The 14,917-nt window shown below is 57.1% G+C and carries 15 protein-coding genes; 7 read left to right on the top strand and 8 right to left on the bottom strand.

The annotated features are described in order from the left end of the window. Positions 1-86 precede the first annotated feature (86 nt). The 5 genes from ACDI13_RS13450 to ACDI13_RS13430 form a co-directional block, all read right to left on the bottom strand. Positions 87-1,595, bottom strand: a complete 1,509-nt coding sequence (locus ACDI13_RS13450; RefSeq protein WP_316989211.1) for an MFS transporter — start codon at positions 1,593-1,595, stop codon at positions 87-89. A 166-nt stretch (positions 1,596-1,761) separates the two neighbouring features. Continuing rightward, on the bottom strand, positions 1,762-2,271 hold the full coding sequence (locus tag ACDI13_RS13445; RefSeq protein WP_316989212.1) for a peroxiredoxin: 510 nt from the start codon (positions 2,269-2,271) through the stop codon (positions 1,762-1,764). A gap of 309 nt (positions 2,272-2,580) precedes the next feature. Further along, positions 2,581-3,906, bottom strand: coding sequence for a TRAP transporter large permease (locus ACDI13_RS13440; protein ID WP_230019029.1), 1,326 nt, complete (start codon positions 3,904-3,906; stop codon positions 2,581-2,583). Beyond that, on the bottom strand, positions 3,903-4,538 hold the full coding sequence (locus ACDI13_RS13435; RefSeq protein ID WP_316989213.1) for a TRAP transporter small permease: 636 nt from the start codon (positions 4,536-4,538) through the stop codon (positions 3,903-3,905). Before ACDI13_RS13435 ends, ACDI13_RS13440 begins: the two co-directional genes overlap by 4 nt. 119 nt (positions 4,539-4,657) lie before the next feature. Next, positions 4,658-5,641, bottom strand: coding sequence for a TRAP transporter substrate-binding protein (locus ACDI13_RS13430; RefSeq protein ID WP_316989214.1), 984 nt, complete (start codon positions 5,639-5,641; stop codon positions 4,658-4,660). 115 nt (positions 5,642-5,756) lie between these two features. On the opposite strand from ACDI13_RS13430, the gene ACDI13_RS13425 reads away from it, so the two are divergent. From ACDI13_RS13425 to glp, 7 genes are all read left to right on the top strand, one after another. Next, positions 5,757-7,727 (top strand): PAS domain S-box protein, encoded by a 1,971-nt coding sequence (locus ACDI13_RS13425; protein ID WP_316989215.1) that lies wholly within the window; start codon positions 5,757-5,759, stop codon positions 7,725-7,727. Beyond that, entirely contained in the window at positions 7,720-8,358 is a 639-nt protein-coding gene (locus tag ACDI13_RS13420) for a response regulator (RefSeq protein WP_316989216.1), read from the top strand. Before ACDI13_RS13425 ends, ACDI13_RS13420 begins: the two co-directional genes overlap by 8 nt. A gap of 80 nt (positions 8,359-8,438) precedes the next feature. After that, on the top strand, positions 8,439-8,942 hold the full coding sequence (moaC, locus tag ACDI13_RS13415) for a cyclic pyranopterin monophosphate synthase MoaC (RefSeq protein WP_316989217.1): 504 nt from the start codon (positions 8,439-8,441) through the stop codon (positions 8,940-8,942). Positions 8,943-8,961: 19 nt separating this feature from the next. Beyond that, a complete protein-coding gene (moaD, locus tag ACDI13_RS13410; RefSeq protein WP_042483151.1) occupies positions 8,962-9,219 on the top strand; it encodes a molybdopterin converting factor subunit 1 in 258 nt (85 codons plus the stop codon). Between the two features lies 1 nt (position 9,220). Beyond that, entirely contained in the window at positions 9,221-9,700 is a 480-nt protein-coding gene (locus ACDI13_RS13405; RefSeq protein ID WP_316989218.1) for a molybdenum cofactor biosynthesis protein MoaE, read from the top strand. Beyond that, a complete protein-coding gene (gene moaB / locus ACDI13_RS13400; RefSeq protein WP_316989219.1) occupies positions 9,693-10,223 on the top strand; it encodes a molybdenum cofactor biosynthesis protein B in 531 nt (176 codons plus the stop codon). Before ACDI13_RS13405 ends, moaB begins: the two co-directional genes overlap by 8 nt. Before the next feature lie 94 nt (positions 10,224-10,317). Beyond that, the gene (glp, locus tag ACDI13_RS13395; RefSeq protein WP_316989220.1) at positions 10,318-11,523 is read left to right on the top strand and encodes a gephyrin-like molybdotransferase Glp; all 1,206 of its coding nucleotides are present in this window, start codon (positions 10,318-10,320) and stop codon (positions 11,521-11,523) included. Between the two features lie 183 nt (positions 11,524-11,706). Here glp and mobA read toward each other — a convergent pair whose 3' ends face one another. From mobA to ACDI13_RS13380, 3 genes are all read right to left on the bottom strand, one after another. Beyond that, the gene (gene mobA, locus ACDI13_RS13390) at positions 11,707-12,306 is read right to left on the bottom strand and encodes a molybdenum cofactor guanylyltransferase MobA (RefSeq protein WP_316989221.1); all 600 of its coding nucleotides are present in this window, start codon (positions 12,304-12,306) and stop codon (positions 11,707-11,709) included. Further along, complete coding sequence (gene moaA, locus ACDI13_RS13385; RefSeq protein WP_316989222.1) at positions 12,303-13,550, bottom strand: GTP 3',8-cyclase MoaA; 1,248 nt, start codon at positions 13,548-13,550, stop codon at positions 12,303-12,305. Before moaA ends, mobA begins: the two co-directional genes overlap by 4 nt. A gap of 70 nt (positions 13,551-13,620) precedes the next feature. Then, positions 13,621-14,727: a substrate-binding domain-containing protein gene (locus ACDI13_RS13380; protein WP_316989223.1), complete on the bottom strand. Its 1,107-nt coding sequence runs from the start codon at positions 14,725-14,727 to the stop codon at positions 13,621-13,623. Positions 14,728-14,917 lie beyond the last annotated feature (190 nt).

Below are 14,917 nucleotides of genomic sequence, written 5' to 3'. Positions count from 1 at the left end.
CATATAAACCCAGGCCCAGCCTGGGTTTTATATGGGCGAACCGTTATCGAAACGCACGGCCAAAACAGGCGCAAGTCTGGCACCTGTTAACGGGCAGGGTCTGACGGTTTACGCTCATTCTCTGCATCGACCTCACCAGCCGGTTTTTCCAAATCTGCCACGTTCCCAAAGGCGTCCGAATCCCCTGAACCTGCTGGACGGTCAACGACAGGGTCTGCGCTCTTGCCCTCCCCGGCAAACGTCTCTGCTGTCGCCTCATCCTCTGCCTGACGCTCCACAGCGGTGCTTTCTGTTGTTGCTGGCACGCGCTCCTCAACCGGGGGCAGATCCTCGAACACCGGGTCGTGTGACACGTCCGAACTGATATCTACTCGTGGATCCAGTGCCACCGCCGCAGCCGAGCTTTGCAAGCTATCGGGCATAGGCACAAAGTTGGTGGGTGCATCCTGACTCAGGTGGTCACCCAGTACTTTTTGCGGACGAACCAGCAAAATCAGTGCCAAGCCACAGGCTGCCACGAAGATGTAGTACAGATTGCTGCCAATATAAGACATCAAGCCGCCGGCAAGCAGCGGCCCCAGACAGGCCCCCAGGCCATACACCATGTACAGAATGGCACTCAAGCCGACTCGCCGCTCCGGGTCCACATTATCGTTGGCGAAAGCTGCACCTAAAGGGTACAGCGTAAACTGCAGAATCCCGAACAGGGCGGAAAAAACCAGCAAGAACCAAAACGGTGCCTCGAACCAGCCCCACAAGGGGATAGCCAAGGCAAGCAAACAAATCGCGTTAATGCGAATGAGCTTGACGCGACTCATACGGTCCGCCAGCCAGCCCACCGGCCATTGAGCCAGCACCCCGGCAGCCACCGACACCGCAACAAACAAGGCGGCCTGCTCACTGCTTAAATGGACACGCACCGCATACACCGGCGCCAGCCCGTAAAAGGCCCCTGTCAACATGCCAGCCACCAGCAGCACCATCAAGGACAAGGGCACACGGTCTATGTAGTAACGCGCGTTAATGGGTGCGGGTACTTGTAAAGGCGGATGACTGCGGCGGGTAATTGCCACCGGCACAAGACTGAAGGCTGAACAGATCGCCACAAACACCAGGGGCTCGTAATTCAGATGCGGGAACAGAGTCAAAGACAACTGCCCCAGTACAGTACCCAGGCTGGAGAACACCATGTAAATGGCAAAAATAGTGCCGCGCTGGTTATTGTCGCTTTGCTCGTTCAGCCAGCTTTCAATACCCATGAACTGCACCACCATGGCCGCACCCGCCAAAAAGCGCAGCAGCAGCCAGATATACATGGAATCGACCAGAATCTGAAGCAAGACACAGATGGTGACAATGGCAGCACTGGCGGCGTACGCACGAATATGGCCCACGCCCATGATCAGGCGATGGCCCATACGAGCACCAAATACCAGACCCAGGTAATACACCGCAATCAGCCCACCAATCCATACCTCTGACACGGAGGTGGCCGTCAGGCGCACCCCCATGAAGGTATTGAACAGGCCCGAGCTGAGCAAGAGCATCAGGGTCGCAAAGTACAGGGACGAAAACGCACCCACCGATGACAGCATTCACACATCCTAAAAAAACTGCAGCGTCGCGCTGCTTCTGGTTATCGCTCTGGCTGCAGCCTGGGTTTTACAACAGGAGCACGGTAAAAAAAGCGCCAGCTTGCAGCCAGCGCCTTGTTATCGTGATTTCCCTGGCCACGCCGGACTGGCAGGGGGGATCAAATACTTAAGACTTTACCTGTGTCAACAGAGTGTCTGCATCCGATGTGTGCAGGCCGCCGTCGCTATCAATGTTCAGGTGTGTAACAACGCCGTCATCCAGCAAGGCGGAAAAACGCTTGGAGCGCACGCCCAGACCTTTGGCAGTCAGGTCAAATTCCAAACCCAATGCTTTGGTCCAGATAGCACTGCCATCGGCCAACAAGCGCACTTTGCCCTTGGCGTTCAGGGACTTGCCCCACGCACCCATCACGAAAGGATCGTTCACCGCCACACACCAGATCTCATCCACGCCAGCAGCCTTGAACTCGTCGGCCTTGGCAATAAAGCCAGGCAAGTGTTGCTCGGAGCAGGTAGGGGTGAAAGCGCCGGGAACGGCAAATACGGCAATTTTTTTGCCTTTAACCAGATCAGCCACCTGAAAGTTATTGGGGCCCATTGGGCAGCTTTCTGTGGCGGTTTCAATGTACTCGCTAAGGGTCGCGTCTGGAACGCGCACACCAACTGAAATGGACATAAGGTCTCCGTATGAATAAATACCGCCAGTATGGCGGCCCGAGCAATCTATGATACTAATAGACTGACGTGTCTGACAGACAAATAATACTTATCAGTACGTTTCAGTATGAAAACAGAGCGCATCGAATCGTTGTTCATCCGAAACAAATCGGGCTGCCTGCCCTCTCAGGTCACCAAACCGACAAAAAAAAGGCCGGGCTTTTTTTGCCCGACCTTCCAGGTGATACACGTTTTACACAGATTGCATAAAGTCGTCCTGCCCGTCATGGGCTCACCTTGCCCCGTTCGCGGATAGCGATCAGGACTTCTACAGCCACCCCATCATGCGGGGCAGCCAAAGCGTAATGCCTGGAATAAAGGTAATCATCAACAGGAAGGCCAGACCGGTCAGCAACCACGGCATGGTGGACTTGGTGACTTCGGTCAGGCCCAACTTCGATATGCTGGACGCAACATACAGGTTCAAGCCAACCGGCGGCGTTGCCAATCCGATCTCCATATTCACCACCATCATAATGCCGAAGTGAACCGGGTCCATGCCCAACTTCATGGCAACCGGGAACAGAATGGGAGCCATAATCAGGATCAGACCCGATGGTTCCATGACCATACCGATCACCAGCAACAAGACATTGACGAACAGCAAGAAGGCAATCAACCCCATCCCTTGCGACACAATCCATTCAGCAATGGCCTGTGGAATCTGTTCGGAGGTCAGAATGAAGGCAAACATGACCGCGTTCGTGATGATGTACAGCAGCATGGCACTCATGGCCGCCGACTCCAGCACAATGCGTTTTACCTCGCGCAGCTTCACATCCTTGTAGACCCAGACCGCAATCACAAAGGCGTACACGGCGCTGATAGCGGCGGCTTCGGTAGGCGTGAACACACCGGAGTAAATCCCCCCCATCACAATCACGATCAGCATCAGCCCCCAGATGGAATCCATGAAGGCGCGCCAACGCTCTTTGAAAGAGGCACGCGGCATACGGGGGTAGTTCATTTTCCAGGCGCGGAACATGGTGGTCGCACCTAAGGCAAGCGCCAAGATCAAGCCCGGCACCACACCTGCAATAAATAGCTGACCAATTGAGGCCGTACCCACTTTGGCCCCATCCGGACCTTCGACCATCATGCCGCTGGTGGCCACTGCATACATCACCATCACAATTGAGGGCGGCAGCAAGATACCCAACCCACCAGAGGTCGCCACAATGCCAGTCCCGAACTGGGCGGGATAGCCTTGTTTGACCATGGCTGGAATCATGATGGAGCCAATGGCTGCCACGGTCGCAGGCGAAGAACCACTGATAGAGGCAAACAAGGCGCAAGCCAGCACCGCTGCCAAACCCATGCCGCCGGGCAAGTGACCCACCATGGAAGCAGCAAAGCGAATCATGCGCTGCGCGACCCCGCCATGCGTCAGGAAACTACCGGCCAGGATGAAGAACGGAATCGCCATGATCTCGAACTTCTCGATCCCGGTGAACAGTTTCAGGGCAATACTGTCCATCGGTACGTCGGTCATGGTGAACAGGAAACCCATCACCGTCAGACCCAAGGCAATCGACACAGGCATACCTGTCAACAGCAGGATAGCCAGCAAGGCAAAAATAATCAGGGCGGTCATGCGCGCGCTCCTTCGGATTCAGACACACCGCGCTCTGTTTCAGCGATCAGATCAGCCGCAGGCTCGTGATGGGGCAACTGGCCAGTCTGAATGAAATTCATCAAGGCTTGCAGGAAACGGAAGCACATCAGCAGGGAACCCGCAGGCACCGCCAGATACACAATCCATACTGGCACCTCCAGGTCAGCCGACACTTGGGCTGTCTGGGCAATGTCGTACACAAAGCTGCCGCCAATCCAGGCAACCATGGCGGTAAACAAGGCACCGGCGAACAGGGAAATCACCACCAGCAGATGACGCCAACGCGGTCCTACCGCGTTAACCAGCACGTCCACCCCCACGTGGATACCCACGCGTACGCCGTATGCGGCGCCAAACTTGGCCATCCAGACAAACAGGTAAATACAAAGCTCCTGCGCCCAAAGCAAATTGATGCCAGCCACACTGCGATAGCTTGAACGGGCCATAGCCATCACGGATTCGTAACCCTGGGCACGCGACCAGGACACCAGATCAGCCAGCATGCTGACCGAGTAACGCTGGCAGACCGCTACGAAAATAATCACCACGGCGGCCACCATGAGAAGCGAAATGAACGCCTCCTCAAAGCGGTCCAGAATACGTAAGAACATGGGTAGCTCCAGACTACAGCGAGCCCACCCGGATCACGGGCAGGCGCAGCGCAGTAGCGGGAAGAAAAACGGAGCAGGTCTGAAACAGACCTGTACAAGACAATCAGGGAAAACCGACTTTATTCGGTCGCCTTGTAAAAGGCATCGATCACGTCCTGACCGATACGGGACGCCATTTCCTTGTGAACAGGCTGCAACTGCTTGACCCATTCCTGGCGCTCGGCATCGCTCAACGGATAGAACTGAGTCTTGCCGGACTCTTGCATGGCCTTCATGGAATCGTTGTTCTCTTGCTCAGCAATGTCGTTGGCGTAAACCGTGGCTTCGTCCATGGCTTTTTCCATGCCTTGGCGAATATCGTCAGGCAGACCTTCCCAGAACTTCTTGTTCACGATCACGGCATAGCCCAGATAACCGTGGTTGGACACGGTGGCGTGTTTTTGCACTTCGTGCATTTTCTGGGTGTACATATTGGATGGCGGGTTCTCGGTGCCATCAACCACACCGGTTTGCAGGGCCTGGTACACCTCGGAGAACGCCATCACCTGAGGCACAGCGTCCAATGCCTTGAACTGGGCTTCCAGAACCTTGGAGGACTGGATACGCATCTTCAGACCCAGGAAATCGTCCACGCTTTTCAAGGGCGTGTTGGCACTCATGACCTTAAAGCCGTTATCCCAGTAGGACAGGCCCTTGATACCTTTGGGTTCCAGCTTGTCCAGCAACATCCGGCCCACCGGCCCCTCGGTCACTTTACGCAGGTCCGTACGGTCATTGAAGATAAAAGGCAGATCGAACACCTCAAATTCGCGCACACCCAGAGGACCAAACTTGGCCAGCGATGGGGCCAGCATGTGTACGGCGCCCAGTTGCAACGCTTCCAGCTCTTCCTTGTCTTTGTACAGTTGCGAGTTCGGGTAGACTTCGACAACGACCTTGCCCTCGGTGTATTTTTCAGCCAGTTCTTTAAAGCGCAATGCCCCCTTGCCTTTTGGTGTATCGGGCGACACAACGTGGCTGAACTTGATGATCATGGGGTCAGCCAGAACAGGCGCGGACAAAAATACGGACGCCAGCAAGCTGGCCACAAGGGTCTTTTTCATGTTTGCCTCCGGTCGGTGGGGAACCGACACGTGTTATTGATTGATTTGCGTGAAAGCGTGTAGCTTAAAAAAGCGATCCCGAATTATCTATTGTGGAAATCCGAAACCTTTTGTCATGATGCGTCTTGCCCGTCCGTCCGGATTCATGCGCCAGTCTGCCTCACGCACCCTGGCTGCCCACCCGATCAGCAGCTATGTGCCTATTTTGGCCATTCTGATTATTGTGCTGCTGATGGGCGTGTTTGCCTGGGCAGTCAGCAAAGAGCGCCATGAGGAGCAATCCAACGAACTGATACGCAATGCCTTGTGGGTAGAGCAGTCCCTGTCCTTTCAGTTGCGCTCGCATGAGAACAATTTACGCCGCATTGCCAGTGAGATTAAAGTCCACTCCCAGCCCATCACCACCCAGACGGCATTAACGCAGCTACAGCACTTCAAGACCATTCACCCCGATCTACTCAAAGTCGCGGTACAAGATCGCTTTGGCACCACCTTGCTGGTGCGGCCACCGGGTGCCGACACCCGGATTGCGGCCCACGTCAGCACACCGCGCACCTCTACCTGGCTGCCGGCCTACTACTCCAATGAGCATCAGGAAAGCGTGCTGGATCTGGTGGTGCCCATTTACGAGCACAACGATATTGTCGGCACCTTGCGCGCCACTTTTTCCCTGGCCACCATCCTGATGGAGAACGTGCCCTGGTGGATCGCCGAGCAATATCACGTTTCCTTGATTGACCAGGGCGATCAGACGCTTGCCACACGCTCCAAAGGCGAGCCGGGGCAAAGCGAATTGCGTTACGCCATGTCGGTAGACCCGCCCCTGCATGGTGTGCGCTTGCTGATGACGCCTTATCCACAAACAAACATTCCCACCTTCACCTTGCTGCTGACCGTGATTGCCGGTCTGGCCCTGCTGGCTGTGGTGAACCTGGCCATGCAGCATCACTACGCCCGCAAGCGCCGCGATGCGGAACTAGCCCTGATGCAGGAACAAGCCTTTCGCAGTGCCATCGAGAACTCCATGGTGACCGGTATGCGCGCCCGCGATCTGGACGGCAAGGTGCTGTATGTCAACCCGGCGTTTTGCGAGCTGGTAGGCCGTAGCAGCGAAGAGGTTATCGGTCTGGTGCCCCCCATGCCCTGGTGGGTGCCGGAGATGATGGATGAAACGCTGGAGCGTCGGGACCGTCTGAAATCCTCCCGCTCCGTGCAAGTCTTTGACACGCTGTTCCAGCGCCCGGACGGCTCGCGCGTTGATGTGCAGGTCTTTGAATCCCCACTGATTGACGCCCAGCAGCGGCACGTAGGCTGGATCAGCTCCATCATCGATGTCAGTTCACGCAAACAGGCAGAAGCCTTGGCCAGTTCACAATCCGAGCAACTGCACCATACGGCCAAACTCATCACCATGGGCGAGATGGCCTCCACACTGGCCCATGAACTGAACCAGCCGCTCTCGGCCATTGCCAGCTATGCAGCCGGCTCCCTGAACCTGCTGGGCCAGGAACCGCTGGACCCCAAGCAACTGCGCCGAGGCCTGGAAAGTCTGGCAGAACAAACCCGTCGTGCCGGACAAATCATCCACCGCATCCACGACTTTGTCCGCAAGCGCGACCCTCAGCTCAGCTCCCTGAACTTGCCTGATGCCCTGCAAGGCGCACTGGCCATGGCCAAAGCAGGCCTGCGTCACCACCAGATTCAGTTGATTGTGCCCTCCCACCCCGAGAACCTGCCCGTCATGGGCGACAAGGTGCTGCTGGAACAACTGATTTTCAACCTGCTGCGCAATGCCGCTGAGGCCATGTCCGGCCTGGAGCCAGAGCGCCGGGTACTGGAAGTCAGCATGCAGGCCAGCAACGGCGTGGTGCTGGTGATGGTGGCCGACCAGGGCCCTGGTGTGGCAGCCACGATCATGGCCGAAGTGTTCCAGGCCTTTACCACCACCAAAGCCCAGGGCCTGGGCATTGGCCTGAATATTTGCCGCTCCATTGTGGAGCTGCACCATGGCAAACTCTGGTTTGAAAACGGGGTTCCCCACGGTGCCACCTTCCTGTTTTCCTTACCCTTGATTGAACATGACTAAGCGCGCCCCTTTGGTCCACATCGTGGACGACGACCCGGCCATCCGCGATGCCCTGTCCTGGCTTTTCTCCACCCGTCAGGTCAATACCGAACGTTGGGAAAACGGCGAGGCTTTTCTGAATGCCCTCAGCCCCGAAACCCACGGCTGCATTCTGCTCGACATACGCATGGACGGCTTGTCAGGCCTGGAAGTCTTTGAGCAATTGCGCCTGCGCCAGTCCTGCCTGCCCGTTATTTTCCTGACTGGCCACGGCGACCTGCCCCTGGCCGTAAACGCGCTGAAACAAGGCGCGGCGGATTTCATCGAAAAGCCTTTTAACGATAACGACCTGGTGGACCGCGTGCTGGACGTGCTGCGCAGCTACGAGGCCAGCCAGGCAGAGCGCGACAATGAGCAGGCGCTGGAAGAGCGACTGGACACCTTGTCCCAACGCGAGCGCGAGGTGCTGGCCCTGGCGCTGGAAGGACGGCTGAACAAGCAGATTGCCCAGGACCTGAACATCACCATGCGCACGGTGGAGGTACACCGCGCCCGAGCACTGGAAAAAATGCAGGCCCGTACCCTGATCGAGCTGGCCCGACTACTGGACCCGGCCCGCCTGCGGGAAGACCGTAACCCATCGGCGCCTTAATCAGAGCCACCGCACCGGGTGTATATAATGCAACCATAAACAATTAGAGCCGCGCACTAGGCCCGGTCCCCGGAGCGATCATGAGCACCCCTACCGAAAATACAGATTTGCACCTTTCCCATCTGGATGAAGATGGGAAAGTTCAGATGGTCGATGTCAGCCACAAATCCGCCACCTCCCGCTCGGCAACCGCCCGCGCCGTGGTGCGTCTGAGTCCTGCCGCCTACCAATTACTGTCGGCCCAGCACAATGCCAAGGGCGAAGTGCTGAACACCGCACGCGTGGCCGGCGTGCTGGCCGCCAAACGCTGTGCCGAGCTGATTCCCATGTGCCACAGCCTGCCTTTGGATTTTGTCGGCATTGATTTTGAAAGCGACGCCTCAACAGGCACCATTGCGGTGCTGGCCACCTGCCGCACCCGCTACACGACCGGCGTCGAGATGGAAGCCATGACGGCCTGCTCCATTGCCGCCCTGACGATTTACGATATGTGTAAAGCGGCCGACAAAGGCATTGTGATCGAACAGACCCGTTTGCTGGAGAAAACCGGCGGCAAAAGCGGGACCTGGACTGCCCAGCTCTAAGCCCTTTCACGGAGATAGCATGACAAGCCCTTTAACATTGCGCGTCCTGTACTTCGCCCAAGTGGCCGAACGCACAGGCCAGCGCCAGGAAAACTGGGAATGGCCTCAGGAAGGCACCGTCCAGCAATGGACGGATGCTCTGCTGCAGCGCCACCCGAATTTGAGCGATATGGCCGGCCGCCTGCATGTCGCGGTGAACCAGTTCCACGCCAAGCCCACCGACCCTGTCCGACCCGGTGATGAAGTGGCTGTGTTCGAGCCCGTCACTGGAGGTTGAGATGATTCGCATCCAGACCGACGATTTTGATGTTGCCGCCCTGAACGCCGAGCTGCGCGCCACGGCTGGCGGCAAAGCCGGTGCCATGGTGACCTTTACCGGCTATGTGCGCGATCAGGCCGACGGCACCGCCACCGAATCCCTGTTCCTGGAACACTACCCCGGCATGTGCGAGCGCGAGATTGAAGCGGTTTGCGAGCAGGCTCGTCAACGCTGGCCCATACTGGACACGCTGGTCGTACACCGTGTGGGCGAGCTGCACCTGACCGAACAAATCGTTTATGTTGGTGTCACCAGTGCCCACCGTGGCGACGCTTTTCGCGCCTGCGAATTCATCATGGACGTACTGAAAACCCGCGCTCCTTTCTGGAAGCGTGAAACCTTGGCTGACGGCAAGCGTTTCTGGGTACAGCAGCGCGACAGCGACGCCCAGAAAACCGACTCCTGGAATACCTCTGCGGACACCCACAAGCATGTCTAAAGCCAAGACTGATTTACCCGCTGCCCGCTTGAACGCGGCGGTGCTGACCATCTCGGACCGCCGAGGCCCGGATGATGACACTTCCGGCGATTACCTGGCAGCCAGCCTGACAGAAAACGGCCACTACTGCGTACAGCGAGCCATCAGCAAGGATAATATTTACGCCATCCGCGCCCTGCTCAGCCAGTGGATTCTGGACCCGGAAATCAACGTCATCATCTGCAATGGCGGCACCGGCTTCAGCCACAAGAAATCCACAATTGCCGCAGTCACCCCCTTGTTGGATCAGGTCATTACCGGCTTTGGCGAACAGTTCCGCTACCTGTCCTATCAGGATATTGGCTCCTCGGCCTTGCAATCCGATGCGCTGGCTGGCACGGCCAACCGAACCTTGCTGTTCTGCATTCCCGGCTCGGGCGGTGCCTGCAAGCTGGCCTGGGAAAAGATCCTGAAAGAACAACTGGACAGCCGCCATCGTCCGTGCAATTTCGCCTCTGAGTATCTGGAGCCAGCCACGCCCTGATACCAACACAGGCAGAGCAGCTCCCGAACAACCTTCTTTCCACCGTGCTCTGACGCCCTGAGCCACACATCGTTTTATCGAATTTATCCATCCTATGATCGAATTTGACGTAGCACAGCAAAGGCTGGCCCAGGCAGGGCAAGTTCCCACCCACACCGAGACCTGCGACTTGTCGCAAGCCTTGGGACGTATTCTGGCCCAGGATATTCAAGCCCAGCTAGACATGCCGCCCGCCGACAATAGCGCCATGGACGGCTATGCCCTGCGCCTGGCTGATATTGCCGATGGCAAGGTGTTGCCCATTCAGCAACGCTGCTATGCCGGCGATATTCCTGAAACGCTGAAAGAGAACATGGCGATTCGCATCTTTACCGGCAGCATGCTGCCGCCCGGTGCCGATACGGTGGTAATTCAGGAAAACTGCCAGGAAGACGAACAAGGCGTACGCATTCTGGACATGCCCACCGCGGGCGTGAACATCCGCCGCCGTGGAGAAGACATGCGCATCGGTGAGGTGCTGATCACCACAGGCACCAAGCTGACAGCAGCCCATATTGCCCAACTGGCTGCGCAAGGCCATGCCCAACTACAGGTCTACCCTCGCCTGACGGTGGGCATTCTGACCACAGGCGACGAGCTGACCCCCGCCGGTCAGCCACTGGAAACCGGCCAGATCTACAATTCCAACGCTCCCATGCTGTGTGCACAGCTTCAAGCACTAGGGGTTGAAACAGTCCATGCTGTCCATGCCAAAGACACACTGGAAGCTATTCAAGACGCCCTGAAAGAGCTGCTGCAACGCTGCGACCTGGTGCTGACCGTAGGCGGTGTCTCGGTCGGTGAAAAGGATTTTGTGAAACCGGCTATCGAAGGAATAGGCGGTCAGTTGGATCTGTGGAAAGTGCGCATGAAGCCTGGTAAACCGCTGGCACTGGCGTACATAGACAACAAGCCCCTGGTCTGCCTGCCCGGCAATCCGGTGTCCTCCTACGCCGTGTTTTCCTTGATGGTGTCACCGCTGATTCGTCGACTGCAAGGCCGCCATCAAGTACTGCCTGCGATTCGCTACGGCATTTTGCAAGGCGAGCGCCACTTTGAAGGTGACCGCGAAGAGTTCATCCGAGTACAAGTGGATAGCGACGAACAAGGTCGCCTGCTGGCGCGTCCATTCAATAATCAGGGCTCGGGCGTGATCAGCTCCCTGCCCTGGGCTCAGGCACTGGCCCGCATCCCTGCCGACTCCCATGTCGCCCCCGGCAATGTGGTGCGTCTGTATGAATACAGCCAGTGGCAGGCATAAGCTCGGACGCTTATCCACGCTTTGGCTTTGCCATAAAAAAATCGCCCTGATCAGGGCGGTTTTTTGCGTTGTTTGTTTTTGTTTGGCGCTATTTAAAAATTCTTCAAGTAAAGACAGCCGGCTTCTGAGCAGGCCTACGTAAAGGAACATTCACACACGAGCAGCAAAACCACTACAACAGGTTTACCAGCTTTGGGCCTGATCCAGATCCTGCGGCGTATTGATATTGAAGAAAGCATGTTCCGGCGCATCGCGGAAATCTACCTCCACCGCGTCTATGCTTTCCAGCCAGCTCATGACGCGGCGCTCGCCGCTGAGCAGATATTCTTTCAGGCCCGCGGCCTGATCAGCACGCAATAACAAACACAAAGGATGACTGCGCTCTGTCTGTGCATAGGCGGCAACCGCGCCCTGCTCTTCTACGGCCTTGATCAGCCGCTTGCCCAAATCCACGGGTACAAAGGGCAAATCCACCGGGCAGGACAAGGCCCACGGCGTGCTGATCTGATTCAGCACACTGGCCAAACCGGCCAGCGGGCCCAGATAGCCCTCCAGCTCCAGCGCATCCGGGACCACGCGGCCCCAATGGACATATTGTTCAGGATTGCGATTGGCACTGATCAGGATAGTCCCCACCTGCGGACGCAGGCGACGCACCAAATGCTGGACCAAGGGTTGGCCCTGCAACAGCAGCAAGCCTTTATCGATCTGGCCCGACAAATCAAAACGCCGGGCCCGACCACCTGCCAGCACAATACCGCTGATGTCCTGTGTGCTTATCATCCGCCGATGTAACTCATTTCTATACGGTCACGACTCGTGGTTTGCTCACCCCGAATCTCGGAATATCGGTCCTGCCGTCCCGTCCAGACGCCGTGCATATAGGCGGCTAACTGGTCGTCGGAGGCACCCGAACGCAATTGCGCCCGCACATCATAACCTTGAGAAGCAAACAGGCACAGGAACAAGCGTCCTTCGGGGGAAAGACGCATGCGCGAACAGTCCCCACAGAAGGGTTGCGTCACACTGGTAATGACGCCGACTTCACCCGTGCCATCCTTGAAACGCCAGCGGCTGGCGACTTCGCCGCGATACTGAGCAGCGACCGGTTCCAGCTCGAAACAGGACTGGATACGCTCCACAATCTCCGCACCACTGACGACCTCTTCCAGGTTCCAGCCATTGCTGTTGCCCACGTCCATATATTCAATAAAGCGCAGAATCTGGCCCGAGCCTTTGAAGTGCTCCACCATAGGCAGAATCTGGTCGTCATTCAGTCCTTTGCGCACCACCATATTGACCTTCACCGGGCTCAAACCCACGGCCTGCGCCTTGGCAATGCCATCCAGCACAGTGGACACGGACACGCCGCTATCGCTCAATTGCGTAAAGCGGGCATCATCCAAGGCATCCAGGCTGACGGTGACACGATTCAAGCCCGCGTCTTTCAAAGACTGGGCTTTGCGACCCAGCAAGGTGCCATTGGTGGTCAAGGTCAGCTCTACCGGATCACCTTCCGGTGTACGCAGCTTGGCCAGCATGGCAATCAGCACTTCAATATTTCGACGCAATAGTGGCTCGCCGCCTGTCAAGCGCAGCTTGCGCACACCCAGGGAAACCGCCTGCCTTGCCACACGCTCGATCTCTTCAAAGCTGAGCAGGGAGGAGTGAGGCAGGAACTCATAGTCCGTGCCAAACACTTCCCTGGGCATGCAATAGGTACAGCGGAAATTGCACTTGTCGGTCAGGGAAATACGCAGATCGTGAAACGGACGGCGGCGCTGGTCCAGCGGTTGTCCGGACACAGCGGCAATCCGCACGGTCGGGCGGCGTGCAGGCTCGGCAGCACCCGCTTGCACCCCCTGCTCGATGACGGACGGCCTCTCCCCCCCCGATCCAGCAGGCTGCGTGTCTCCCTGCCCCAAGGGCCGGGTCTCTGAACCTGGGGGAGCAGCTTCTTGATATGGCCTGTACTGAACCTGGTCTACAGACACAGGTTCACGTTTTGGCCCATGCTCATCGCTCATGGTGTTCTCTTTCGTTCAAGGACAGGGTTGGCCCCGTCTCATGGTGTGTGTTTTCGTCAAGCGAGGGAGTCTAACGCCAGAGCAGGTCGGCCGCTTGCCCAAATGCCTGTTCCAGCGTCATGATCTGTCCCAAACCCCGTGGGTCGTAACCCACCAGATCTTGCATGAATTGACTATACGCGGAACCGCCAATCACGTTCATCAGTTGCTGCATAGGAGCCTTATCCAGCGCCTCTTGCTCGACCGCGATGAAATAACGCTCTTGTGCCAGGGGAATGAACTCCAGCCCGCAGCGACTGGCCGCGGTTTCCACACCCAGACCGGTATCGGCCATTCCGCTGGCAACGTGAGCCGCCACCGCCATATGCGTCAATTCTGTGGTTTCAAAGCCCAGCACCGCATTCGTGTTTACCCCTAACTGACCCAGCAGCAAGGTGGCCAGAAAGCGCGTGCTGGAGCCCATCTGACGGTTCACAAAGCGCACATCAGGGCGCAGCAAATCGGCCATGCCGGTAATGTTCTTGGGGTTTCCCTTTTCCACAAACAAGCCTGTCCGGCGTGTGGAAAGGAAAATCAGCCGGTGACGTGCTGGTGACAACCATTGCCCATAACGGCGCATGGCAGCCACCTCGAACTCGCCTACCGGAACCTGGAAACCGGCCAGATCACAGTCCCCACGCTCCAGCGAAGCCAGCGCCTCGATAGCGGTGCGATAGCGCAGCTCCAGCGGCAAACCATCGTGTTCGTTGGCAAAGCGCATCAGCCCTTCAATCGCAAACCCGTGACTGGCCTGAAAGCGCAAACGGTCCAAAGGCTGGGCATACAAGCGGCCCAGTTCCTCTTCCAGCTCGGAAGCCATGCTTTCCAGGGTCGGCGTCAAACGCGCATCCAGGCGCCGGTTTGCCCATAGCAAACGCTGGGCAAACTCAGTCAGCTTGGTGCCCTTGCGCCGGGAGGTTTCCAGCAAGGCCGCATCAAACTGTTGTTCGGCATTGCGCAACAAGCCCCAGGCATGTCTGTAGGAAAACTGGCATTCCTTGCTGGCTCCCGCCAGGTGCCCCAGTCGCTCGATGGCACCCAACAAACGCAGCACATCCCCCATGGGAAGTTCCACGCCGTCTGCATTTTCCAGAATCCATTCAGAGCGCAGCCGGGCTTTGAATTTCTGTTTGGTCATATGTTTTTGTAGACCAGTGTGTTTTCGTATTTATGTTTTGTGCTGCATGTACCAAACATTATATATGCGAAATATTGCTTATTGAAGTTATGGACTTAAGTGGTTAGATTACAAGGGAAAACACTGCTAAATAATATGCACATCCGTGCATAAAAAACATGGAGGCGCAGGCTCCTAACCCGGGCACCGC

The sequence above is a fragment of the Alcaligenes faecalis genome (genome assembly GCF_041521385.1).
GTDB lineage: Bacteria > Pseudomonadota > Gammaproteobacteria > Burkholderiales > Burkholderiaceae_B > Alcaligenes > Alcaligenes faecalis_E.
This window is presented reverse-complemented; position numbering and strand designations above follow the sequence as displayed.